The sequence below is a fragment of the Microbispora sp. H13382 genome, assembly GCF_014161445.1.
GTDB lineage: Bacteria > Actinomycetota > Actinomycetes > Streptosporangiales > Streptosporangiaceae > Microbispora.
Window position 1 is genome coordinate 135,569 of sequence record NZ_JABBXA010000022.1, and the last position, 24,428, is coordinate 159,996.

Annotated in this window: 18 protein-coding genes and 1 tRNA gene; 17 read left to right on the forward strand and 2 right to left on the reverse strand. The window is 73.6% G+C overall.

Annotation, left to right across the window (positions count from 1 at the left end):
* Positions 1–67: 67 nt before the first annotated feature.
* The 4 genes from HHX41_RS33120 to HHX41_RS33135 all read left to right on the forward strand — a co-directional run bounded on the left by HHX41_RS33120 (position 68) and on the right by HHX41_RS33135 (position 6,327).
* The gene (locus tag HHX41_RS33120; RefSeq protein ID WP_169986657.1) at positions 68–1,147 is read left to right on the forward strand and encodes a lysylphosphatidylglycerol synthase domain-containing protein; all 1,080 of its coding nucleotides are present in this window, start codon (positions 68–70) and stop codon (positions 1,145–1,147) included.
* A 191-nt stretch (positions 1,148–1,338) separates the two neighbouring features.
* A complete protein-coding gene (locus HHX41_RS33125) occupies positions 1,339–4,704 on the forward strand; it encodes an AfsR/SARP family transcriptional regulator (RefSeq protein ID WP_182909088.1) in 3,366 nt (1,121 codons plus the stop codon).
* A gap of 221 nt (positions 4,705–4,925) precedes the next feature.
* Positions 4,926–5,420 carry a VTT domain-containing protein gene (locus HHX41_RS33130; RefSeq protein ID WP_310742297.1) on the forward strand — a complete coding sequence of 165 codons (495 nt, stop codon included), beginning with the start codon at positions 4,926–4,928 and terminating at the stop codon, positions 5,418–5,420.
* Positions 5,421–5,424: 4 nt separating this feature from the next.
* On the forward strand, positions 5,425–6,327 hold the full coding sequence (locus HHX41_RS33135; protein ID WP_182909090.1) for a D-alanyl-D-alanine carboxypeptidase family protein: 903 nt from the start codon (positions 5,425–5,427) through the stop codon (positions 6,325–6,327).
* On the opposite strand, the gene HHX41_RS33140 is transcribed toward HHX41_RS33135, so the two are convergent.
* Positions 6,314–7,123 carry an RNA methyltransferase gene (locus tag HHX41_RS33140; protein ID WP_182909091.1) on the reverse strand — a complete coding sequence of 270 codons (810 nt, stop codon included), beginning with the start codon at positions 7,121–7,123 and terminating at the stop codon, positions 6,314–6,316. The two genes, HHX41_RS33135 and HHX41_RS33140, sit on opposite strands and share 14 nt — an antisense overlap.
* Positions 7,124–7,217: 94 nt before the next feature.
* On the opposite strand from HHX41_RS33140, the gene HHX41_RS33145 reads away from it, so the two are divergent.
* The 3 genes from HHX41_RS33145 to HHX41_RS33155 all read left to right on the forward strand — a co-directional run bounded on the left by HHX41_RS33145 (position 7,218) and on the right by HHX41_RS33155 (position 11,571).
* Entirely contained in the window at positions 7,218–8,993 is a 1,776-nt protein-coding gene (locus HHX41_RS33145; RefSeq protein ID WP_310742298.1) for a substrate-binding and VWA domain-containing protein, read from the forward strand.
* Positions 8,994–9,136: 143 nt separating this feature from the next.
* Entirely contained in the window at positions 9,137–10,834 is a 1,698-nt protein-coding gene (locus HHX41_RS33150; RefSeq protein WP_182909092.1) for a sigma factor-like helix-turn-helix DNA-binding protein, read from the forward strand.
* A gap of 197 nt (positions 10,835–11,031) precedes the next feature.
* On the forward strand, positions 11,032–11,571 hold the full coding sequence (locus tag HHX41_RS33155; RefSeq protein WP_169986645.1) for a hypothetical protein: 540 nt from the start codon (positions 11,032–11,034) through the stop codon (positions 11,569–11,571).
* Here the strand turns inward: HHX41_RS33155 and HHX41_RS33160 are convergent.
* A complete protein-coding gene (locus tag HHX41_RS33160; RefSeq protein ID WP_259401483.1) occupies positions 11,549–12,934 on the reverse strand; it encodes a PLP-dependent aminotransferase family protein in 1,386 nt (461 codons plus the stop codon). The genes HHX41_RS33155 and HHX41_RS33160 overlap by 23 nt on opposite strands.
* A 67-nt stretch (positions 12,935–13,001) precedes the next feature.
* Here HHX41_RS33160 and HHX41_RS33165 point away from each other — a divergent pair, with 67 nt between their 5' ends.
* The 10 genes from HHX41_RS33165 to HHX41_RS33210 all read left to right on the forward strand — a co-directional run bounded on the left by HHX41_RS33165 (position 13,002) and on the right by HHX41_RS33210 (position 24,420).
* Positions 13,002–13,637, forward strand: coding sequence for a pyridoxamine 5'-phosphate oxidase family protein (locus HHX41_RS33165; protein WP_182909094.1), 636 nt, complete (start codon positions 13,002–13,004; stop codon positions 13,635–13,637).
* Positions 13,638–13,709: 72 nt separating this feature from the next.
* Positions 13,710–15,983, forward strand: a complete 2,274-nt coding sequence (locus HHX41_RS42075; protein ID WP_182909095.1) for a serine/threonine-protein kinase — start codon at positions 13,710–13,712, stop codon at positions 15,981–15,983.
* A gap of 123 nt (positions 15,984–16,106) precedes the next feature.
* Entirely contained in the window at positions 16,107–17,606 is a 1,500-nt protein-coding gene (locus tag HHX41_RS33175) for a serine/threonine-protein kinase (RefSeq protein ID WP_182909096.1), read from the forward strand.
* Between the two features lie 85 nt (positions 17,607–17,691).
* The gene (locus HHX41_RS33180) at positions 17,692–19,029 is read left to right on the forward strand and encodes a hypothetical protein (RefSeq protein ID WP_182909097.1); all 1,338 of its coding nucleotides are present in this window, start codon (positions 17,692–17,694) and stop codon (positions 19,027–19,029) included.
* Positions 19,030–19,048: 19 nt separating this feature from the next.
* Positions 19,049–20,110, forward strand: coding sequence for a DUF2510 domain-containing protein (locus HHX41_RS33185; protein ID WP_182909098.1), 1,062 nt, complete (start codon positions 19,049–19,051; stop codon positions 20,108–20,110).
* Between the two features lie 33 nt (positions 20,111–20,143).
* Positions 20,144–20,740 (forward strand): oligoribonuclease, encoded by a 597-nt coding sequence (gene orn / locus HHX41_RS33190; protein WP_182909099.1) that lies wholly within the window; start codon positions 20,144–20,146, stop codon positions 20,738–20,740.
* A gap of 82 nt (positions 20,741–20,822) precedes the next feature.
* A tRNA-His gene (locus tag HHX41_RS33195) sits at positions 20,823–20,898 on the forward strand.
* Between the two features lie 92 nt (positions 20,899–20,990).
* Positions 20,991–21,515 carry a PadR family transcriptional regulator gene (locus HHX41_RS33200; protein ID WP_169986632.1) on the forward strand — a complete coding sequence of 175 codons (525 nt, stop codon included), beginning with the start codon at positions 20,991–20,993 and terminating at the stop codon, positions 21,513–21,515.
* Entirely contained in the window at positions 21,512–22,192 is a 681-nt protein-coding gene (locus tag HHX41_RS33205) for an ABC transporter ATP-binding protein (protein WP_182909100.1), read from the forward strand. Before HHX41_RS33200 ends, HHX41_RS33205 begins: the two co-directional genes overlap by 4 nt.
* Positions 22,189–24,420 (forward strand): FtsX-like permease family protein, encoded by a 2,232-nt coding sequence (locus tag HHX41_RS33210; protein ID WP_182909101.1) that lies wholly within the window; start codon positions 22,189–22,191, stop codon positions 24,418–24,420. Before HHX41_RS33205 ends, HHX41_RS33210 begins: the two co-directional genes overlap by 4 nt.
* The last annotated feature ends 8 nt before the right edge of the window (positions 24,421–24,428 follow it).

Consider the following 24,428-nt stretch of genomic DNA (forward strand, 5'->3'; position numbering starts at 1 on the left):
AGGAGCCGACCGCCCACACGGACCGGCAGACTGGGAAGGACCGACACCGGACTGGGGGCATACGCGGGTGAACAGGAAGTGGCTGCAGATCGCGCTGTCCGCGGTGTCGCTCGGGCTGGCCGGGGCGCTGGTGCTCTATCTCCCGCAGATCGTGCACGCGCTGACCGGCGCCACCGTGAGCTGGCGGGAGATCGGCCACCAGTTCGGCGGTCTCGGGTGGCACACGATCGCGCTGATGAGCGCCTTGTGGCTGGCGAGCCTGTGGGCGTACACGTTCGTGATGACCTCCGCGCTGCCCGGCCTCACGCACACGCAGGCGCTCACGCTCAACGCGGCCGGGAGCGCGGTCAGCAACCTGCTGCCGTTCGGCGGGGCGGCGGGCGTGGCCCTGACGTTCGGCATGACCCGCGGCTGGGGCTTCGCCAACCGGCCGATCGTCGTCTACACGCTGGTCACCGGCATCTGGAACTCGCTGTTCCGCTTCATCCTGCCCGCCGTGGGGATCCTGGGCCTGCTGATCGCGGGCAAGGCCACCAACCCCACGGTCGCCAAGGCGGGCTGGGCCGGCGCGGTGTCGATACTCGCGCTGGTGGCCGTGGTGGCCGCCGCCCTCTACTGGGACCGCGCCGCCGCCGTGCTCGGCCGCGCCCTGGACGGGCTCGTACGGCTCGCGCCCCGGAGGTTCCGCCCGGCGGAGCACGCCGCGTCGGCGGCGATCGAACGGCTGCGCCGGGACACGGCCGACATCATCCACAGCCGGTGGGCGGGCCTGTCGCTCGGGATGGTCGCCTTCCTCGTCCTCCAGTGCCTGATCATGGCCGCCTGCCTGGTGGCCACCGGCTCGTACCCGGGACCCGCCGAGACCGTCGCGGTCTTCGCGCTGAGCCGCGTCCTCACCACCGCCCTCGTCACGCCCAGCGGGGCGGGGATCATGGAGGGCGGCGTCGCCACGCTGCTGATCGGGGCGTTCGGCCAGCCCGCCGGCGGGGCCACCGCCGCGGCCGTGCTGTTCGGCTTCTGGACCTACACCATCGAGATCCCGTGGGGCGGGCTCGCGCTCGGCGGATGGGCGCTGCTGCGCCGGCGGGACGCCCGCGCCGAGGGCGCCGGTCCGGCGCCCTCTCCGCGCCGCACGCGCGTCCCCTGACTGCCTGCGGAACCTCCTCGTGATCTTCTAAACTCACGAGCGGGAAGGTGAGGGTGTCCGGGTCGGTTAAAACCTTGTGCCCGCTTCGCGGACGCGCATACGGTGGCGCCTGACATGCGACGCCAACCCGAGACACGACGGCAACCTGCGCCGGCCTGCGGGCACGGCGCACGACAGCGGAGGAGCGCCCGATGAGCCCGGTGACGTTCCGGGTCCTCGGGCCGGTGGGGGCGCACGACGACACCGACGAGCTCGACCTCGGCGGGCTGCGGCAGCGCGCGGTGCTGGCCCGCCTGCTCGTGGCGCGTGGTCAGGTCGTGCCCGTGGACACCCTGCTGTTCGACCTGTGGGACGACGACGCCGGCAAGGGCGCCCAGTCGGGGTTACAGGTCTACATCTCCCGGCTGCGCCGGGTGCTGGAGCCGAACCGCCCGCGTGGCGGGCCCAACCGGCTGCTCGTGACCGTCGCGTCGGGGTACGCCCTGCGCGCCGCCCCCGAACAGGTGGACGCGCTGAGCTTCGAGGCCATGGTCCGCTCGGCCGGGGAGCGGCTGGACGAGAGCCCGCAGGCCGCGCGGGCCCGGCTGGACGCGGCGCTCGCGCTGTGGCACGGCACGCCCTACTCGGACTTCGCCGACCAGCCCTGGGCGGAGGCGGAGGTGGCGCGGCTCAGCGAGCTGCGCCTGGTGGCCAGGGAGCGGCACGCCGACGCCGGGCTGCGGATGGGCCTGCACGCCGAGACCGTGCCCGATCTCGAGGCGCTGACCACCGAGCACGCCCTGCGGGAGGAGGGCTGGCGGCTGCTCGCCCTCGGCCTGTACCGGTGCGGGCGGCAGGGCGACGCGCTCGCCGCGCTGCGCCGGGCCCGCACGATCCTGTCCGACGAGCTCGGCATCGACCCCGGTCCGGCGCTGCGCAAGCTGGAGTCGGACATCCTCGCCCAGGACCCCGGGCTCGACCTCGTGCTCCCCGCGCCCCGGCGGCCCGTCGAGATCAGCGCCACCTGGCCCCCGAGACCGGTCGCGACCAGCGACGCGCCGCCGCTGGAGCCCGAGCCGTTCGTCGGCCGCGACGCCGAGCTGGCCGCGCTCGCCGCCGCCGCGCCGCGCGCCCAGGGGGGCCGGTTCACCGTCGCCGTCATCAGCGGCGATCCCGGCGCGGGGAAGACGACGCTGGTGCGGCGGCTGTTCGAACGGCTGGAGCACGAGGGCTGGATCGGAGCGACCGGCGGCTGCCCCGACAGCACGGCGACCCCGCCCGGCTGGGCCTGGGTCGAGGTGCTGCGCGCCCTCGTGGCCCGCAGGGGTGCGGGCGAGTACGCCGCGCTGCTGGCGCCGCTGCTCGACGACGCCGCCCCCGACACCGCCGACGACGAGGCGTCGGGCGGCTTCCGGCTGCACCGGGCCGTCGGCGGCTACCTGTCGGCCGTGGCGCGCGAGGCGCCGCTGCTGATCCTCGTCGAGGACCTGCACTGGGCCGACGACCAGACGCTGGCGCTGCTGCGCGCGCTGCCGAGCCTGCTCGCGGCCAGCCGCGTGCTGATCGTGGTGACCTGCCGGGACGGCGAGCTGAACGACCAGCAGCAGGACGTGCTGGCCGCGCTGGCCCGCCTCGACCCCGTACGCGTCGGGCTCGGCGGCCTCGACGACGCCGCCGTGGCGGAACTCGTCCGGGCGACCTGCGTGCGCGAGGTCGACGACGAGGTCGTCAGCACGATCGTCGAGCGGGCCGGGGGCAACCCGTTCTTCGTCAAGGAGACGGCCCGGCTGTTCGAGGCCGAGGCCGACATCTCCGAGGTGCCCTCGGGCGTGCGCGACGTGTTGCGGCGGCGGATCGCCCGGCTGCCGGAGCGGGCCCAGCAGGTGCTGCTGCAGGCCGCCGTGATCGGCCGGGACGTGGACGTCGACGTGCTGGTCGACGTGTCCGGCGACGAGGACGCCGTGGTGGACGCGGTGGAGGCGGCGCTGCTGGCCGGGCTGGTGACCGAGCCGGGGCCCGGCCTGCTGAGGTTCGACCACGACCTGGTCAGGGACACGCTCTATTCCGACGCCTCACGGCTGCGCCGTTCGCGCCTGCACGCGGCGGTGGCCTCGGTGATCGAGCAGCGCAGCCCGAACGACGTGGCCGCGCTGGCCCACCACTACGACGCGGCGGGCACGGTGGAGACGGCGGCGCAAGCCGTGCGGTACGCGGGGCTGGCGGCCGAGCAGGCCGAGCGCAGGTTCGCCCACCGCGAGGCGGCCACGCTCTGGCAGCAGGCCATCGCCGCCTTCGACCGTGCTCGAACAAGCCGTGCTCACACAGGCCGTGCCCACGCGGACCGGGGGCCGGTACGCGACCGGCTGGAGCTCCAGCTCCGGCTGATCAGGGCGCTGGCGCTGTGCGGGGACATGACCGCCGCCCGCGCGCACCGGGGGGAGGCGATGTCCGTCGCGCTGCCGCTCGGCGACCTGGAGCTGACCGCCCGGGTCGCGGCGGCGCTCGCGGTGCCGCACAAGGGCATCGCCCGCGACTTCACGCGCACGGCCTGGGAGATCGTCGACGTCACCGAGAAGGCGCTCGTCGCGCTGCCGGAGGGCGAGCAGTCCCTGCGGGCCAGCCTGCTCGCCACGCTGGCCCTGGAGCTGGAGGGGTCGGCCACCGAGCGCGGCTACCAGGCGTCGCTGGAGGCCGAGGAGCTGGCCAGGGCGAGCGGCGACCCCGCCCTGCTGGCGATGGCGCTGAGCGGCCGGCTGCGGCAGTCATACACGCTGACGCAGGTCGACGAGCGCGAGATCATCGGCCGTGAGCTGCTGCGGGTCGGGTCGGAGTCGGGCCAGATCGCGGTGCAGACGCTGGCGCACCTGGTGCTGCTGGAGTGCGCGGCGGCCCGCGGCGACTTCGCCGAGGCCGACGAGCACCTCGCCCAGGCCGAAAGCCTCGGGCGGCGGTACGACCTGCCGGCCCCCGCGGCCGTCGGCGCGTGGTACGCCGGGCAGCGCCTGATGATCACCGGTGACTACGCCGGGGCCGAGCGGGCCTACCGGAACGCCGCGCGGCTGACCGCACGGGCCGGCATGCTCGAAGGCCGCCAGGACCTGCCGCTGATCGCCACGTTCTGCCTGCACCTGGTGGACGGCCGGGCCGCCGAGATGACCGAGCCGCTGGGCGAGGCCCACCAGCGCGGCGCCAAGTGGACCCTCGACGCCTACGCCGTGGCGCTCGCCTCGGCCGGCCACGCCCGGGACGCGCGGGTGGTGGCCGCGAGCAGGGAACCGGTCCGCACCGACTTCCTCTACGAGCTCGCCCTCATCTGGCGGGCCCTCGCCGGGATGCTCCTGGACGACGAGGACCGGATGCGGGAGGCGTACGAGAAGCTGGCGCCGTTCCGCGACCGGATCGCCGGGGCCGGCACCGGCGTGGTCGCCCTGTGGCCGGTGGCCAGGACGCTCGGCGACCTCGCCGTACGGCTCAATCTGCCGGCCCGCGACCACTACGAGAAGGCGCTGGCGGTGGCCGAGCGGGTGGGCGTCCCCCGCTGGGTCACCGAGGCCCGCGAGGCTCTCGCGGGCGTCTGAATGAGAGGCCGTGTGGATGGGAGGCAGAGTCCGCGAAGGCCCCTGTGACATCGCGAACCCGTCGCCTCTCGTCCCCTCATGTGTACGGCGGACGGATTGACCACCGGTTGACATCCGCTTGCAAACGGCGCGACCGGGGGCGTTAAGGTGAGGCTTGCCTAATCAATGGCGACGACCGGCGGTGAGAGCACGTGCGGATCCCTGACCCTACGGCGGCCTCCGTGTTCGGCCTGCCACTGTGGCTGGTAGTCACGGTCGGCGCGGTCGCCCTCTTCGGCGCGTTCCAGGTGTACTACTGGGTCGGCCGCAGGCTCGGCGAGGCGCTCTACCGCTCGCGCGTCGGCCGCAGGATCGGCCGGGAGCGGATCGAGCGCGTGGAGAACGTGGTGCGCCGGTGGGGCGCGCTCGCCGTATACGGCTGCTTCTGGGTGCCGGGCCTGCGGCACACGCTGCCGTGGGTGGCCGGGGCGCTGCGGGTGGACTACCGCTGGTACCTGGTGGCCAGCGCCCTCGGCTGCCTGACCTGGGTGCCGGTGACCTCGTTCGGCCTCTACTCGCTCCTGTGGGCCTGGCTGTCGCTCGCGGCCCGGTCGCCCGCGCTGGCCGCCGCCGTCGCCGCCGTCGTGGCCGTGGCCGTCGCCCTCCTCGTACGGCACCGCCGCAGGAGGGGCCGGAGCGGCGACGCACCCGCCGCGTCCGAAGCCGTGCGATCATGACGGGATGCGTAACGGGGTACTCATCGCGCTGGCCGCCGCCCTCGTCACGGCAGGGACCGCCGCCGCGCCCGCACGCGCCACGACGGACGCCGCGTCCGGCCGCGGGCCGTCGGTCACGGCCCGGGAGGCCTATCTGGTGGACACCACGGAGGGAACGGTCCAGTTCGCCAAGCGCGAGACGCGCCGGGTGCCGGTCGCGAGCCTGACCAAGGTCATGACCGCCTACGTGGTCCGGCGGCAGGCCCGGCTGGACGACGTGGTGACCATCACCAAGGCCGATGTGAGGCACGCGCTGTCCGGCGGGGCCACGACGGCGGGGCTGCGGGCGGGCGAGCGGCTCACGGTGCGTGACCTGCTCTACGGGCTCATGCTCCCCTCGGGGGCGGACGCCGCCCACGCCCTCGCCGAGCGGTACGGCCCGGGGACGGCGAAGTTCGTCGCCAAGATGAACGACGCGGCACGCGGCCTCGGCCTGCGCGACACCCGCTACGCCAACCCCGACGGGCTGCCGTCGAAGGGGTACTCCACGGCCCGCGACCAGGCGGCGCTGACCATGGCCGCGCTGCGCGACCCCGTGATCGCGGCCGTCGCCAGGACGCCCACGCGGGTGGTCCGGAAGTCGGCCCTCCACCGGGGGCACGTGTGGCGCAACACCAACGACCTGCTCGACGACGGCGCGGTGGGACTGAAGACCGGCTTCACCAACCAGGCGGGCTACTGCCTGTCGTTCGCCGCCGTCCGGGACGGGCGCACGTACGTGGGGGTCGTGCTGGGCGAGCGCAGTGACAAGGCCAGGTTCGCCACCGCGCGCAAGCTGCTCGACTGGGCCACCGAGGGAGCCACCGCGGGAGCCGGTGAGGGAGCCGGCGAGGAAGCGGTCGCGGGGGCGGGGGTCACGCTCCCCTGAGCAGGCCGTGGCAGGCGATGGCCGCGGCGGCCACCACGTTCAGGGAGTCGACGCCGAGGTCCATCGCCCGCGTGCTCATCGGGATGCACACGGGCTGGTCGGCCTCGTGCAGCCAGTGGGACGACAGCCCGTCGCCCTCCGAGCCGAGCATCAGCGCGACCCGGCCGGACAGCGGGGCCTTGTCGAGCGGCACGGCCGACTGGTCCGGTGTGAGCGCCAGCAGGCGGAACCCGGCCGTCCTGATCTCCGCCAGGCCGCCGTGCCAGTCGGTCATCCGGGCGTACGGGATCGCGAACACCGCCCCCATCGACACCTTGACGGCCCTCCGGTAGAGGGGGTCGGCGCAGCGCGGCGACAGCACGATCGCGCCGACGCCGAGCGCCGCCGCGCAGCGGAAGATCGCCCCGACGTTGCCGTGGTCGACGAGGTCCTCCAGGACGAGGATCCGCGGCCCCGCGTCCGCGAGGAGTTCACCGATCGGCGGAAGCGGGGTGCGCTCCATCGCGGCGAGCGCGCCCCGGTGGACCTGGAAACCCGTGACTCCCTCCATCACCTCGTCGGAGACCAGGTAGACGGTGGCCTCCCCGATGACGTCGGCGAGCACGTCGAGCCACTTGGCCGTGGTCAGCACCGAGCGCACCGGATGGCCCGCGCCGATCGCCCGCCTGATGACCTTCTCGCCTTCGGCGACGAACAGACCGCGCTCGCTCTCGACGCTCTTGCGCAGATCGACGTCGCGCAACCGCACGTAGTCCGCCAGGCGCGGATCGGCGGCGTCCTCGACCGGGATGACCACGGGCCAAGGGTACGGCCTGCGCCGGACCCTCCCGCACGCATCAGGCGCATGTTGTCGCTTTTGCCAGTATCGTTCCGTAAACCTGTTACGGCCAGTGGATACCGGAGAGGGCACCGTGGGCGGACGGCACCGCACAGACGAACTCGATGGCGGCTCAGACCCCCAGTTCGAGCCCCCGCCGCGGCGGCGGGCGGGGCGCGGGACGGTGCTCGTCCCGCTGGCCGGCGCGGTCGCCCTGGCCGTGCTCCTCGGCGTGGCGGCGTACGTGGTGGTGAACAAGGGCCCGGGCTGCGCGGGTGAGAAAGTCAAGCTCTCCGTCGTCGCCTCACCCGACATCCACCCGGCCGTCCAGAAGATCGCCACCAGGTTCGGCAAGTCGGGCCGGGCCGTCGACGGCAAGTGCGTCGCCGTCACGGTCAAGGCCGCCGAGCCGGCCGACGTCGCCAACGCGATGGCGGGCACCGGCCCCACCAGCGGCAAGCTGAACCCCGACCTGTGGATCCCCGACTCCAGCCTGTGGCTGAGCGGCGTCAAGAACGCGCCCGAGCCCGCCGGGAACGCCGCCAGCACACCCGTCGTGCTGGCTGCTTCCAAGGCCGGCGCGGACAAGCTCCAGTCGGCCTTCAGCCCGAGCTGGACCGGCCTGATGAGCGCGGCGAACGCCGCCAACCCCGACGGCCTGGCGCGGAAGGTGCGCGTGCTCGCGCTCGACCCCACGCAGAACGCCGCCGGTCTCGGCGCGCTGCTGGCCGGGGCCGCCGTGCTCAAGCAGGGAGGCGGCAACGAGGAGACGCTCGTCGGCGTGCTGCGCCGGCTGTCGGAGTCCACCGTGTCCACGCCCGACAGCATGTTCGCGACGCTGACCAAGGCCGCCGCCCGCATCCCGGTGGGCGTGACGTCCGAGCAGGCCGTGTGGTCGTACAACACGACGACGACCCCCTCGAACCCGGCGGTCGCGCTGTATCCCGCCGAGGGCACGATCAGCCTCGACTACCCGATCATCGTCACGGCGAAGGACTCCGCGACGCGCAAGGCCGCCCAGGCCCTGGCGACCGAGATGACCTCGCCCAACGGCAGGAAGACGGTCCAGGACTACGGCTTCCGCACGCCCGACGGCGCGGGCGGCGGCCTGCTGAAGCCCGACAACGGCGTGAACGCCAAGAAGCCGGCGGCGATCCCGCTGCCGGACACCGCCACCGTCACCCGCCTGTCCCAGGCCTGGCACCAGATCAAGCTCGGCACGAAGATGCTCGCCCTGATCGACATCTCCGGGACCATGGCGCTGCCCGCCGACAAGACCGGCGTCACCCGGATGCGCGCGATCACCGACATCAGCATCGAGGGCCTGAAGCTGTTCCCCGACAAGGCGGAGATCGGCATCTGGGCCTTCTCCGACAACCTACGCGGCGAGGGCGTCGACTGGAAGCCCGTCGTGCAGATCGGGCCGCTGGCCCAGCAGATCAACGGGGTGACCCGCCGCGACGTGATCGCCCAGGCGCTGCGGCAGGCGAAGGCCATTCCCACGGGCAACACCGGCCTGAACGACACCCTGTGGGCCGCGTACCAGAAGATGACCAAGGAGTACGAGCCCGACAAGGTCAACACGATCCTGCTGTTCACCGACGGGGTCGGCAACGACGACCCGAACGGCGGCATCTCCAACAGCGAGATCCTGCAGAAGCTGAAGGGCGCCTTCGACCCGAAGCGGCCGGTGAGCCTCCTGATCATCTCGTTCAACACGCAGAAGGACGAAGACCGGACGCAGATGACCTCCATCGCGAAGGCGACCGGCGGCGCCGCCTACTTCCCGCAGACGGTTCTGGAGATCCGCAACATCTTCCTCAAGGGCATCGCCCGGCGACTCCAGTAGCAAGAGTCCCTCAGGCACCCGTTTTCGCAGGTCATGCCCGTTGGGCATGACCGCGCGACCCGTAAACGACGCCAGCGGGGACGGCGTCCCACTCGTGTGGGGACCGGCGAGACCAGGTTCCGTCACACGGGGAGGAATGTTCGTTGCCCGTATGGCCCGGCGTCGGGAGAGCCGACGACCACCGACTGCTGGAGGCGCTGCGGCGCGGGGGCGGCACCGACGCCCAGGCCCCGGCCGCGCTGTACGACGCGTACGCCGACCGGCTGAGCGACTACGCGTACGCGCTGCTGGGCGACCTGGACGCCGCGGCCCGGGCGGTGCACGACGCGCTCGTCGCCGCCTCCTGCTCCGCCGGCCGGTTGACGGAGCCCACCCGGCTGCGGGCGTGGCTGTACGCGCTGACCCGGTTCCACAGCGCCACTCAACGAGGGGCCACTCAACGAGGGGCCACCCGACGAGGGGCCACCCGGAGAGAGACCGCGCGGGACGGCGAGGACGGCACCGGACCGGTCATCACCGTGGAGGAGTCCGCGGATCCCCCGCTCGCCGCGCTGGTCCGCGAGGCGCTGGGAGAGCTCGGCGACCATGAGCGCGAGGCGCTCGAACTCGCCCTGCGGCACGGCCTGACGGCGGCCGAGATCGCTTCGGTCCTCGGGCTCGCCTCCCGGCAGGTGTCGGCTCGGCTCACCCGGGCCCGCGACCACCTGGAGAACGCCGCCGCGGCCCTCGTGCTGGCCAGGGCCGGCCGGGCCCACTGCCCCGAGCTGTCCGCGCTGGTCGACCACGGCGTGGGCGCCAGCTGGCAGGACGGTCCCCTCGCTGCTCCCCTGCGCAAGCGCCTGAGCAGGCACATCGCGGGCTGCGAGATCTGCCGCGAGGGCCGGGGCAGGCACGTGTCGGCCGGGCGGCTGCTCGACATGATCCCCGTCGCCTTCCCCCCGCTGTCGCTGCGCCGCCGGGTGATCGAGTCCGCGCTCCGCGCCGACCCCCACGACGGCGCCACCGCTCTCCTCGACCGGCGCGGCTTCCCCGCGGCCGCGCAGCCGGCGGCACGGGCACGGCGCGGACGGGCCCGCTCCCGCCCGCTGCGGACCGCGCCCGTCATGTTCGCCGCCGTCTGCGTGTTCGGCACGGCGGGCGGGCTCGCGCTGGTCTCGGGGCAGGCGCCGGCCGAGCACCTCGAGGCGATACGCATGCCCCCGACGGCGGCCCCCGGGGACCCGACCCCCGGCGATCCGGCCCCCGGCGACCTGGTGCTCGGCCCGGAGGAGAGCGACCCGCCCCTCGACCCGCCCCTCGACCAGGCCACCCCGACGCCCGCCGACGACACGCCGACCCCACAGGACGATCCCCCCCAATCGGCCGCGACCGCCCCGCCCCACACCACCGCACCCTCGGGGCGGTCGCGGCCGACTCCCACCCGTACGCCGCGCGCGCCCCGGCCGGCCCTGACGGCGCTGTGCCCCGGAGACCTGGGCACGGCCGCGGGCACGTCGGTCACGCTGGCCGCGCGCGACGCCGTGATCGAGTGGACGGCCAGCACTTCGGGCGGGATCGCGGTCTCGCCCCGGCACGGCAGGCTCCGCGCGGGGGCGAGCGGCCGGGTGGTGCTCGCCGTCGTCGATCCGGGGGTCGCGGGCACGGGCGTGGTGACCTTCAAGTCCTCGGCGGGCCGGCCCTCCTGCCGGGTCACCTGGGACGGCCAGGAGGGGACCGGCGAGGCCGACCCGGTGCCCGACCCGACCTCGGGCCCCGGTAGCGGTCCCACGGCCGAGCCCCCGGGCAGGTCCGACGGCAGCCCGCCTCCGGCGGTCGACACCGCGGCGAGTCCCTCACCGTGACGCATCCGTCACAGCGTCACCATTTGTTACACCCTCGTTGGAAGATTGGCACCCGCCAGTAACAATCCGGCGTAGCCAGGTGTCAGCGGAAGTTTGGAAGGGGAAAAACGACGCGACCGAGGATTTGAGGGGGCATTGTGGCCCAAGCATGGCTGCCCGGCGCAAGCCGACTTCCCTCCCCCGGGGACTCCGGAGCGATGCTCGGAGGAGCCCCGAGGACCGTCTGGTTCATCTGGCCCGCCGATCCCCAAGGGGTCTCGGCCAGGTCCGTCGCCCAGCGGCTGATCCAGCTCCACCGGCCCTCCCACCTGGTGTGGAACCCGGTGACCGGGGAGATCGTCCAGTCGCTGCCGCCCACCCGGGCGGCCGGCGGGCTCACCGCGGATCGCGGCAGGAACGGACGGGTCTGCGTGCAGATCCAAGTCATCGGCTCGGCGAGGGAACCGTTCACCGACACCAAGCTCGACGGCCTGGACGACATCCTGGCCTGGCTCGACTCCTGGGGAGTGCCGCGCCGCTGGCCGGCCGGCCCCCCGCTGCCCTACCCGCACTCCGTGGCCGCCGAGCGCAACAAGCGGCTGTGGGCGCGGGGCGGGCACTTCGGCCACTCCCAGGTGCCCGGCAGCAGGGAGGGCGACCCGGGGTCGATCGACATCGCCCGCATCATCGGCGAGGAGGCGCTCAACCTGGAAGTCCCCCTGCCCGGAAGCGAGTTCAGGCTCCTTCAGGAGGTATGAGCTCCCGTATCACCGCGCACCCGCGCCGCACGTCGGCCCGGGAGGCCGAGCCGTAGCCCAGCACGAGGCCGTGCACCCGAGGCGGCCCGTGATGGTGCGGTTCGGTCGTGTCCAGGAGCACGCCGCGTTCCCCGGCCCGCCGCACGAGGCCGGGGACCACGGCGGCGGGCAGGGCGACCATGACGTGGAGCCCGGCCGTGTCACCCCGCACGTACGGCCCGAGCGCCTCGACGATGGCCGCCCTCCTGCGGGCGTACTCCAGCCGCATCCTCCGCAGGTGCCGGTCGAGGTCGCCGCGCTCCAGCAGGGTCGCCACGGCCCGCTGGACCGGCCCCGACGTGCGGTCGGCCAGGCGCACCCGGCGTTCCGCGACGGCGTCGAGCAGGCCGGCGGGGGCGACCAGCCAGCCGAGCCCGACGTCGGGCCCGAGCGACTTCGACAGCGTGCCGAGCAGCACCACCCGCCCGGGATCGAGCCCGTAGAGCGCGGGCAACGGCGCGACGTCGTAGCGGAACTCGGCGTCGTAGTCGTCCTCGACGACGATCGCGCCGGTCCTGCGCGCCCAGGCGAGCAGCTTCTCCCTGCGCGGGATCGGCAGCCTGCCGCCCACCGGGAACTGGTGCGCGGGCGTGGTGTAGAGCACGCGCAGGTCGTCGGGGAGCGCCTCGACGATCACACCCTGCTCGTCCACGGGGCAGGGCACGACCTCGGCGCCCCGGGAGGCGAAGATCCGCCGGGCCGCCCGCCAGCCGGGTTCCTCCACCCCGGCCCGGGTCCCCGGGCCGAGCAGCGTGGCCGCGATCAGGTCCAGGCCGTTCCCGGTGCCCCTGGTGACCATGACGTTCCCGGCGCCCACCGGCACGGCCCTGGCCCTGCGCAGGTGCTCGGCCAGCAGTTCGCGCAGCTCCGGGTGGCCGTAGGGGTCGGGGAACGCGTTCAGCGGGAGCTCGCCGGCCGAACGCCACGCCCGCCGCCAGGCCGCCGTGTCATACCCGAGCACCCACGGTCGCCCAGGCCGCAGGTCCACCACCCCCGGAGGCGCCTCCTCCCGGTGGCCGCCCCGGTTCGCGTGGACGGCCCGGCCCTCGGCCTTCTCGTACGGCAGCGCCTCGTCGGCCACGTACGTGCCCGAGCCGTGCCGCCCGTCCAGCCATCCCTCGGCGTACAACTGCTGGTAGGCGTCGGTCACGACGGTCCTGCTGACGCCGAGCAGGGTGGCGAGCCCCCGGGTCGACGGCAGCCGCTCCCCCGCCCTGAGCCCGCCGGTGCGCATGGCCTCCCGCAACTGGGCGGCCACCTGGACGGCGAGCGGCACCCCGGATTCGCGGTCCACCGTCAGCGGCACGTCGATAGTCGAACGCAAGTGGTCTCCCCGTATGGGTCGTGAGTGGACGTGTTCCGCCGGTCCACTTCGCCCTAACGTAACGGACATGCTCTCCACAACCGCCCGTACCACCCTCAGCCGCGCGAAGGAACGGGCGCGGACCGACCGCGCCGACCTGTACGCGATCCTCGACGCCGGCCTCATCTGTCACTTCGGCGTGCTGGCCGGCGGGTCCCCCATGGTCGTCCCCACCGGCTACGGGCGGATCGGCGACACGCTCTACCTCCACGGTTCCACCGGCGCGACCTCGCTGCGCGCCGCGCTCGGCACCCCGGTCTGCGTGACCGTGACCCACCTCGACGGGATCGTGCTCGCGCGCTCCGCGTTCCACCACTCGGTGAACTACCGCTCCGCCATGGTCTACGGCCTCGCCCGGCTGGTGGACGACCCCGAGGAACGGCTCGCCGGCCTGCGGGCCATCACCGAGCAGCTCGCTCCCGGGCAGTGGGACGTCGTACGCCTGCCGGACCGCAAGGAGATCGCCGCCACCGCCGTCGTCGCCCTGTCGCTGGAGGAGGCGTCGGTGAAGGTGCGGCAGGGACCGCCGAAGGACGACGACGAGGACTACGACCTGCCGGTCTGGGCGGGCGTGCTGCCGCTCACCGTGGCCTGGGGCGCCCCGGAGCCCGACCCGCGCCTCGCCCCCGGCATCCCCGTTCCCGCACATGTCGTAGACCGATAAGCCGTATTTGTAAGCGGATTGCAAGCGGTTTCAGTGAAACTGTGGCCGACCTATTGATCCTGGGGAGGCCTCATGAGTTCCGCCGAGCACTGGAATGTGCCCGGTTACAGGGTGACCCGTGAGCTGGGCGCGGGAGGCGGCGGCCGCGTCGTCCTCGCCGTCCACGAGCAGTCGGGCGCCACGGTCGCGATCAAGTACCTGTCGGAGGACCTGCGCCGGGACGAGGGGTTCGTCACCCGCTTCCGGGAGGAGGCCCGCCTGCTCGTCGAGCTGGACGACCCGCACGTGGTGCGGCTCTACGAGTACCTGGAGACCGGGCAGGGCGCCGCGATCGTCATGGAACTGGTCGAGGGTCCCACCCTGCGCGCGCTGCTGCGCGAGCAGGGCCCGACCGGTCCCGAGGCCGCGCTCGCCGTCCTCAAGGGCTCCCTTCTCGGCCTGGCCGCCGCACACGGGACCGGCGTCGTCCACCGCGACTACAAGCCCGAGAACGTGCTGGTCGCCACCGACGGGACGAGCAAGCTCGCCGACTTCGGCATCGCCGTGCGGGCCGGAGGGGCCCCCGCCCCCGCCGGGACCCCGCCGTACATGGCCCCCGAGCAGTGGACGGGCGCGGCCGCCTCCCCGGCCTCCGACGTGTACGCCGCCACAGCGGTCTTCTTCGAGTGCCTGACCGGGCACCGGCCCTACCGCGCGACCGAGCACGTCGTGCTGCGGCACATGCACATGACCGCGCCCGTGCCGGTCGAGGAGATCCCCGCGCCGCTGCGGCAACTGGTCGCGCGCGGCATGGCGAAGGACCCCCTGTTGCGGCCGGCGAGCGCCGCCGCGTTCGTCTCCGAGCTGGAGGAGGCCGCCACGGCGGCGTACGGCCCGGCGTGGGAGGAGCGGGGCCGCCGCAGGCTGGCCGCGCTCGCCGCCGCCCTGGCCGCGACGTTCCCGCTGAACCGGGTGCGGCCCACCGAGACCGGCACCTCGCTGTTCACCACGGCGCTGCGGTCGGTGCGGAGCAGGGGCGTCCTGCTCACCGCCGGGGCCGTGCTCATGGTGGTCGCGGCCGGCGGCATCGGCGCGTACGCCCTCGGCTCGGCCGGCACGCGCACCGTCGCGGCGTCGCAGGACACGGCGCCCCAGAACACGGGGCCGGGGGACACGGGTGTGCCCGCCGCGGCGTCCGCGTCTCCGGCCGGCCCGGAGGAGAGCCCTTCCGAAGCTCCCTCCGCGGCACCGGAGGAGACGCCGCAGGAGAGCCCGGACGACACCTCCTCCGAATCCCCCTCGGAATCCCCCTCGGCGGCGCCCTCGGCCAAGCCGTCTCCCACGCCGTCTCCCAAGGCCTCTCCCAAGGCCTCTCCCAAGGCCTCTCCGAAGCCGTCTCCGACCCCATCGCCCAAGCCATCGCCCAAGCCGTCGCCCTCTCCCGCGCCGCTCAAGGTCTCGGACCTGGACGTCGGCGGGCTGTCGTACAAGGCCGGGGCCGGTAAGGACGAGGCGACCGGCACCGGAACGGTCACCGTCAGGACCAGCGGACCGGGCAAGGTGACGCTGACCGTGCGCTTCACCGCGAACGGCACGGTGACCGCCACCCGCACGCTCACCCTCAGCGGCGCGATCTCCTACACCCGCACCCTCTCCGGCGACCTCGGCCGCGTCTGCTCGGGCACCTGGGGCATGAGCGTCACCACCGGCCCGGCCGCGCCGGGCGGCGCCCAGGTCGCCACGGCGAAGGCGCCGGCGTGCCCGACCTCCGTCACCTCGGTGAAGGTCGGCACACCGGCCGTTTCCTCGGCCGGGGTCGCGACGGCCACCGTGACGGTGACCACCGACGGCACCGGCCAGGTCGACCTCACCGGCCGGTTCTCCGCGCCCTCCGCAGGCGGCGGCACGACGACGGTCCACCTGTCCGGAGCGAGGACCTACACGCGGACGATGTCGTACACCTTCTCCAGCCGTCCCTGCGGTGAGAACGTCACATTCAGCGCTTCGACCGACCCCGCGGCCCCGGACGGCACGGCGTCGGGTTCGGTCACGGTGACCTGCCCCGCCTCGGTCAGCCAGGTACGTGTGCAGAGCCTGTCCATCAGCGGGACGACGGCCACGGCCACCATCGCCGTCACCACGGGCAACACCTCCGCGGTGCGGCTGGACGTCGCCTGGATGACGGGCGGCTCCAAGGCGGCCACCAGGACCTACAACCTGTCGGGCAAGACCGGCTACACGGTCACCGCCACGTACACCTACTCCCGCTGGCCCTGCGACTCCTACGCGGTCACCGCGTCGACCTCACCGGCCGCGGCGGGCGGCGCCTCCACGGTCACCCGGAACACGGATCCCTGCATCAAATGACGCGGACAATCCCTGACAATCCCATCTGACTAAATAGTGACTTTTCATCGTAATCGCGAGGTCATCACTAAGCTACGGTCTCGTCATTAGGCGGGGGCCCAGGCGATGAGGAGACAGACCGTGATGCACGGCCAGACGGGCGCCTGGCGCGTCCCCGGCTACACGGAGATTCGTGAGCTCGGCACGGGGGGCGCCGGGCGCGTGGTGCTCGCGCGGCACGATGCCGACGACCTCCCGGTGGCGATCAAGTACCTGTCCGACGAGATGATGGCGGACCTCCACTTCGTCGCCCGGTTCCGGCACGAGGCTCGGCTGCTCGCGGCGATGGACCCCCACCCGCACGCGGTGCGCTTCTACGAGTACGTCGAGACCGCACGCGGGGCGGCCATCGTCATGGAACTCGTCGACGGCGTCTCGCTGCGCGCGATGCTCCGCTCGGAGGGCCCGACCGGGCCCGAGGCCGCGCTCACCGTGCTGAAGGGCTCGCTGCTCGCCCTGTCCGCGGCGCACTCCATCGGCATCGTCCACCGGGACTACAAGCCCGAGAACGTCATGGTCGAGGCCGACGGCATCAGCAAGCTCGTCGACTTCGGCATCGCGGCGCAGGCCGGCGAAGGGGTCAGGGCGGCGGGGACGCCGCCGTACATGGCCCCGGAGCAGTGGGCGGGCGGAAAGGCCGGACCGGCGAGCGACGTCTACGCCGCCACCGTCGTCTTCTTCGAGTGCCTCACCGGGGGCCGGCCCTTCCGGGCGCAGAACATGGCCGCGCTGGCCCGACAGCACCAGGCGACCCCTCCGCCGGTCGACGAGGTGCCGCCCCCGCTGCGCGACCTCGTGGAGCGCGGCATGGCCAAGCGGCCCGAGGACCGGTACACGTCGGTCGAGGAGTTCCTGCGGGAGCTCGAGACCGTCGCCGCCGGAGCGTACGGCCCGGCCTGGGAGGAGCGCGGACGGCGGCGGCTCGCCGCGCTCGCCGGGCTGCTCGTGCCGTTCTTCCCGCTCAAGGAGAAGGCCCCGGAGACCGGCACCGCGCTGGCCGAGACGAAGCTCGGCGGCCTGCTGGCCCAGACCCGCATGAAGATCGGGCTGACCCTGGCCGGGATGGTCGTGATCGCGGGCGGGACGGTGGCGCTGGTGCAGACCGTGAGCGGCACCACCCTGCAGGCGGGGACGACGATCGAGACGTCGAGCTCGCCCCAGGTCGATCCCTCGTCCATCGACGTCGAGGACGAGTCGGACGAGCCCCCGGCGGAGGAACCCTCCGAAGAGCCCACCGAGGAGCCGGAGGAGACCAGCCCGACGCCGACCGCCAGCCGGCCCATGCCGCGCGCGTCGCAGCCGCCGGCCGTGCCCACCGCGACCCAGCGACCGACCCGCAGGCCGAGCCCCTCGCCGAAGCCGAAGCCGACGGCGAAGCCCACGCAGAAGCCGAAGCCCTCACCCAAGCCGGTTCCCTCGGAGGAGCCCACGGTCACGGTGGACCCGCCCAAAAACACCCCGACCAAGCGGCCCAACTCCACCCCGACCAGCAACCCGCCCACCCAGCCCTCCACCCAGCCCTCGCCGACGCAGAGCAACTCCGAGCCGACCCCGACTCCGGTTGATGAACCCACGCTGCAGTGACTCTCGGGTGGGTGGTGACGACCGGTCTCGTTCCCGCCACACTGGCCATGGACGCATGCGCGGACGACTCCGAAGGCGGCGGTAGATGCGTGAAGGCGTGACGGTCGCGGGGCACCGGCTCACCGGCCGCACCCGGAGCAGCGAGGTCGGCACCTGGGCGGACGCCGTCTCTCCCGACGGGCGGCCGTCCGGCGTGCTGCGGTTCGATCCTCGGGCCGTCGCGACGGCCCAGGCGCGCGAACGGATCGTCGCGGCCGTCGGCACCGACGTGCGTCTCCAGCAGGGTGGCCCGATCGGCCTGCTGCCCGTGATCGACCTGGTGGCCGCGCGCGACGAGGTCTGGCTGATCACGGCCGGCGCGACGGCACTCGGCGATCTGATGGCCGCCGACCGGCTGGACGCGGGCGGCGCGGGGACCGTTCTCCTGGAGACCGCGCAGGCGCTGCTCGCCGTGCACGCCGCCGGGCTGGCCCACGGCGCGCTGCACCCCGGGACGGTCGTCGTCGGGGAGGACGGCTCGGTGCTGCTGGCCGAGCGCGGCCTGCTGCGGGCGATCCGGGGCGAGCACGCGTCCGCGGAGCAGGACGTCGCGGCCTGGGCCGCGCTCGCCGGCACGCTGGCCGCCGCAGGCGCCCAGGACCGTGCCGCGGCGGTGCTGCGGTGGGCGTCCGCCGCCGCCCCGGCCCAGGGGCTCGCCTCCATGCGGGACACCCTGCTCGCCGAGCGTGAGGCGTTCCCGGGCATGGGCCGGGACGGGCTGGCGCGGGCCGCACGCGGCCTCCACGCGCCCGTGTCCCCCGAGATCCCCGTCGGCGCGGCGGCCGCCGGCTCTCCCTACGGGGAGGCCGTGACCCTGCTCGACCTGCCCGGCACGGTGGACGACCCCGGCGACGTGATGATGCGGTTCGGGCCGGGAGTGCCCACCGAGACCACGGCGGCGCAGATCTGGCGGTCCGGGCAGACCGCCGCGGCCGTCACGGCCACCCAGGCCCGTGAGGCGACTCCCCGCCGGCGCCGCAAGCGTACGACGGCATGGGCGGGCACCGTGCTGCTGGCGATCCTGATCGCCGCGGTGATCCTGTGGCTGCGCCAGCCGCCCGCCGCGTCGCTCGCGGTGAGCGGCGTCGACGTCAAGGCGCCCAAGAAGACGGTGCGCTGCGACGGCAGAGCCGACTTCACGGGCGTCGTCACGACCAACGGCGAGGCCGGGACGATCCGCTACCTCTGGATCCGCAGCGACGACCGCAAGCCGCTGGAGCAGGAGCAACGGATCTCCTCGGGAGACACGTCGGTGAACCTTCCCCTGCACTGGAAGGTGACCGGATCGGGATCGTTCAAGGGCACGGCCACGCTGCGGGTCCTGTCCCCCACGACGACCGGGAAACCAATCCAGGACAAGGCAAGTTTCACCTACAAATGCTGATTTCATTAGTGTGGCGCGCATGACGACGACCCCCGCCGGCTGGTATCCGGACCCGTACGGCTCCCCTCTCCTCCGTTGGTGGGACGGCACCCAGTGGACCGACGCCACCCACGCGCCCGAGCAGGAGGCCGGGGCCCCGCCCCAGCCGCAGTCACAGCCGCAGCCACAGTTCCAGTCACAGCCACAGTTCCAGTCACAGCCGCAGTTCCAGTCACAGCCGCAGTTCCAGCAGGCCCAGTTCCAGCAGCCGGGGGCGCCGTGGGGTCCCCCGAACCAGACGGCGCAGCTTCCCACGCCCGACTTCGGTGCACCGCGGCGTCAGGCGCCGGTCTGGCCGTGGATCGTGGGCGGCGTCGCCGCGGTGGTCGTGCTCGCGCTCGTCATCGGCGGCGCGGTCATCCTCCTGCGCGACCGCGCCGGCTCGGTCGTCGCCCGGCCCGAGATCACCGCGACGGCGCCACAGCTCGACCAGACCGTGCCGCCCCAGCCGGAGCCGCAGCAGTCCGCGCCGCCGCTGCCCCAGCTCCCCCAGCCGTCCGGTGACCGCATCCAGGACCCGGCGACCGGCCTGTCGTACGCGTACCCGGGCGACCAGTGGCAGGTGCCGGAGTCGAAGAACGTCAACGACCCGTCCGACCCGAGGATGCCGCTGTGGACGAGCGGCTGCCAGATGACGTCCCAGGCGAACTACGACGGCAGGGGCGGCGACTGGGTGGGCAGCGTCTACACCGCCGAGGTGCCCCAGATCTTCCCCTACAGCGGCCCGCAGAGCTTCGGACAGCTCTCCCAGACGCTGCTGCTCGCCTACGACCCGCTCTTCTACGGCATCCAGCACGAGCGCAAGGTGCTGCGCAGCGAGGCGACGACCGTGAGCGGCAAGCAGGGCTGGGTGATCGAGTTCGAGATGGACTTCACCAAGGTCGCCGAGGCCAACAGCCTGAAGTGGAAGAAGGAGAAGGGCGCGATCGTCCTCGTGGACCGCGGCCAGAACGCCCGTCCCGCGATGCTCTACATCTCGGTGCCGGACAACCTGGACCAGTCGGTCATCAAGCGCGTGGAGGACTCGCTCCAATCTCAGTGACGCCCCATTAGGCATGAGCATTACTCTTGAGCCATGACTGACCCGCTGGTCTGGATCGACTGTGAGATGACCGGGCTCGACCTCGGCCGCGACGCGCTGATCGAGGTGGCCTGCATAGTCACCGACAGCGAGCTGAACCAGCTGGATGAGGGCGTGGACGTCGTCATCAAGCCCCCCGCAGAGACGCTGGAGCAGATGTCCGAGGTCGTGCGGGAGATGCACACGGCCTCGGGCCTGCTGCGGGGCCTCGCGACGGGGGTGACCCTGGCGGAGGCCGAGGCCGTCGTGCTCGACTACATCCGCTCCCACGTGCCCGAGGCCAAGAAGGCGCCGCTGTGCGGCAACTCCATCGCGACCGACCGCTCCTTCATCGCCCGGGACATGCCGCTGGTGGACGCGTTCCTGCACTACCGGATGGTCGACGTGTCGTCGATCAAGGAGCTGGCCCGCCGCTGGTACCCCCGGGTCTACTTCGCCTCGCCGGAGAAGCAGGGCGGGCACCGCGCGCTCGCCGACATCACCGAGAGCATCCGGGAGCTGCGCTACTACCGCGCCGCGGTCTTCGTGCCGCAGCCCGGCCCCGACTCCGCCACCGCCCGGGAGGTCGCGGAGGCCGTCTCCGGCCCCTGACCTCCGCACGCGGCGTTATTGGGGCGCGGAGGACTCCAAAATGCCGCTACACTTTCTTCGTACGCCTCGAACGGCGGACATGGTGGGTGTAGCTCAGCTGGCAGAGCGCCAGGTTGTGGTCCTGGATGTCGTGGGTTCAAGTCCCATCACTCACCCCAGACGGCGAGCGGCCGGTCCCAGCGGACCGGCCGCTCGTTTTTCATTCGTACGTATCCTCCGGGTGTATACCTTCAGCGTATAGTCTCGGATCATGACTGTTCCCCTCGCGTTGCTCGGCCTGCTGGAGCGGGAGCCGAGCCACGGCTACGACCTGAAACGCGACTACGACACCTTCTTCGGCCGTGGCAGACCGCTGCCCTTCGGGCAGGTGTACTCCACGCTCGGCCGCCTATCCAGGGACGGCAAGGTCACCGGGCAGAGCGAACCGGGCGACGGGCCGGAGCGCAAGCGCTACGCCATCACCCCCCTGGGCAGGCAGGAGGTCGCCACCTGGCTTGCCGAGCCGGTCGCGGCCGAGCCGTACCTGCAGACGGTGTTGTTCACCAAGGTCGTGCTGGCGCTGATGCTGGGCCGTGACGCGGCCGGCTACCTGGACGCGCAGCGCGCCACGCACATGCGGCGCATGCGGGAGCTGGCGGAGGTCAAGCGCGGCGGCTCCCTGACCGACGCCCTGCTGGCCGACCACGCCATGTTCCACCTGGAGGCGGACCTGCGGTGGATCGACGTCACCCAGGCCCGCCTGGGAGCGCTGGCCGAGACGGTGCGGGCGTCGTGATCATCGAGGCTCGGGAGGTCAGCCGCTCCTACGGCAGCACGCCCGCGTTGCGGGAGGCGAACCTGTCGGTGGCCGCGGGCGAGGTGCTGGCCGTCATGGGGCCGAGCGGATCGGGCAAGTCGACGCTGCTGCACTGCCTGGCCGGCATCTTCACCCCGGACAGCGGAGAGGTCTGGTTCGACGGCCGCCGCCTGGACACCCTGGACGACGGCCGCCGCAGCGAGCTGCGGCGCACCGCCTTCGGCTTCGTCTTCCAGTTCGGCCAGCTCGTGCCGGAGCTGACCGCCGCCGACAACGTGATGCTGCCGCTGTTGCTGGGCCGTACCAGGAGAAAACACGCCGAGCGGCGGGCGGCCGAATGGCTGGAGCGACTGGAGCTGGGTGACCTCGGCGGCCGGCGCACCGGGGAGCTGTCCGGCGGGCAGGCGCAGCGCGTGGCGATCGCCAGAGCGCTGGTCACCCGGCCGCGCGTGGTCTTCGCCGACGAACCGACCGGCGCGCTCGACTCGCTCACCGGCGAGCACGTGATGGACCTGCTGGTGGGCCTGGCCCGCGAGGAGGGCGCCACCGTGATCGTGGTGACCCACGACGCCCGGGTGGCCGCCTGCGCCGACCGGGAGGTCATGGTGCGCGACGGCCGGGTCTGCGATCCGTACGTCACCGGGGCCGTCCGATGATCCGGCTGGGCCTGCGGCTGTCGCTGAGCAGCGGCAGGGAGGCGGCGGCCAGGCTGGCGCTGATCGTCGCCGGGGTGGCGGCCGGCGTCGCGGTGCTGCTGGCCACGCTGTCGCTGTTCAACGCGTTCCAGACCGCGGGTGAGCGTCCCTGCTGGGAGTGCGTGAACGGCTCGGCGCCCAGCGGCTGGGCCCTCGACGCGACGGCCGACGGCGCGCTGTGGAGCTACCGCGAGGACTTCTACGCGGGCCGGACGATCAGGAGGCTCGACGCCGCCGCGCTCGGCACGCGGGCGCCGGTCATTCCCGGTCTGTCCCGCATGCCCGGCCCGGGGCAGTACTACGCCTCGCCCGCGCTGGCCGCTCTGCTCGACTCGGGCCCGCGTGAGGAGCTGAGCGCCCGCTTCCCCGGCACGCGCGCCGGGCTGATCGGCGACGCGGCGCTGTCCGGGCCCGACGAGCTGGTCATCGTGGTGGGACGGACGCCGGATCAGGTCGCCGCCATGCCGGGCGCCAGGCAGGTCGACGTGATCGACGCCGAGCCCGCGGCCGACGACGGCGCGGACGTCTACCGGTTCGGCTTCGCCGTCGCCGCCGTCGGACTGATCGTCCCGCTGCTGGTGCTCGTGGGCACCGCCACCCGGCTGGCCGCCGCTCGCCGCGAGACCCGCTTCGCCGCGATCCGCCTGGTCGGCGCCACCACGCGGCAGATCAACGTGCTCGCGGCGGTGGACGCCGCGCTGGGCGCGCTGGCCGGCGCGCTGGCCGGTCTCGCGATCTTCCAGCTCGTACGGCCGGCCGTGGCCGGAGTGCGGATCACCGGCGCCCGGTTCTTCCCCGAACTGGTCGCCCCGCAGCTCTGGCAGTACGCGGCCGTGCTCGGCGGCGTGCCGGTCGCGGCGGCCTGCGCCGCCCTGTGGTCGCTGCGCCGGGTGCGGATCTCGCCGCTCGGCGTGGCGAGGAGGACCGCCGTGTCCCCGCCGAGAGCGTGGCGGGTGATCCCCCTGCTGGCGGGGCTGGGGCTGTTCGCGGGCCCGGTGTACCGGGACGGCAAGCCCGACGAGCTGCTCGCCGTCGTCGCGCTCGCGCTGATCATGATCGGGCTGATGCTGGCCGGGCCCTGGCTGACCATGGTCGCCGCGCGCCTGGCCGCCCGGCTGACCCGGGGCGGGGCGACGCTGCTGGCCGCGCGGCGCCTGGCCGCCGACCCGAAGACCGCCTTCAGGTCGGTGAGCGGGCTGGTGCTGGCGGTGTTCATCGGGACGACGATCGCGGCCCTCGTGCCGGCGGTGGTCGCCGGCCAGCAGAAGGTGGCCGGCGGCGCGCTCAACGACGTCCTGGGCGCCTCGTTCGCCCGGCCGGGCGTCTCCGGCCTGTCCCCGCGTGCGGGAACGGAGTTGCTCGCCCGGCTGCGCGCCCGCCCGGGCGTGGCGGTGCTGCCCATCTACGCAAGGGCGGACGTGGAGAAGGTCCCCCCGCGGCCCGACGGCCCGCCGCCCGCGCCGTACGTCGTCGAGTGCGCCGGGCTGGCCCGCTTCCCCGTGCTCGGCCGCTGCCCTGTGAACATCGACGGCAGGAGTGCTCGCGCGGTGGCGGGCAACTTCGCCCGCATCGTCGGCGCCGACAACCCCCTCACCGTCGACAGGCTCCTTCCGCTGGCGGGCCCGGCCAGCCCGCCCGCCTCCTCCACCGACGGGCTCGACCTGGCGGCCGTCATGATCAGTACACGTGACCTGGCGGCGCTGGAGCGGCTGCGCACCCTGCTGGCCGGTTACACCGTCGAAGCGCCGATGACCTTCGCCGAGGTCGCCCGGGTCAGGGCGGACCTGTACGTCCGGGCGGAGAACATCGCACTGGCCGTGATCGGGCTCACCCTGGTGGCCGGCGCCTGCGGCCTCGTGGTGGCGGCCGGCGGCGGGCTGGTGGAGCGCAGGCGGCCGTTCACCCTGCTGCGGCTGGCGGGCACGCCCACGCGCACCCTGGCCGCGGTGGTGCTGCTGGAGTCGGCGCTGCCGCTCGCACTGGCCGCCGCGCTCGCGGCCGCCGCCGGTTTCGGCGTGGCCGAGCCGCTCCTCGACGCCCTCGCGATGAAGAGCGCGGCGTCCGCGATGCCGGGACCCGTCTACTTCGCCTCCCTCGGCGGCGGCCTGGCCGCCTCCCTCCTGGTGATCCTCACGACGCTACCGCTGCTGCGGCGCATGACCGCGCCCGACAACGCGCGTTTCGAATAGGAGCCCCC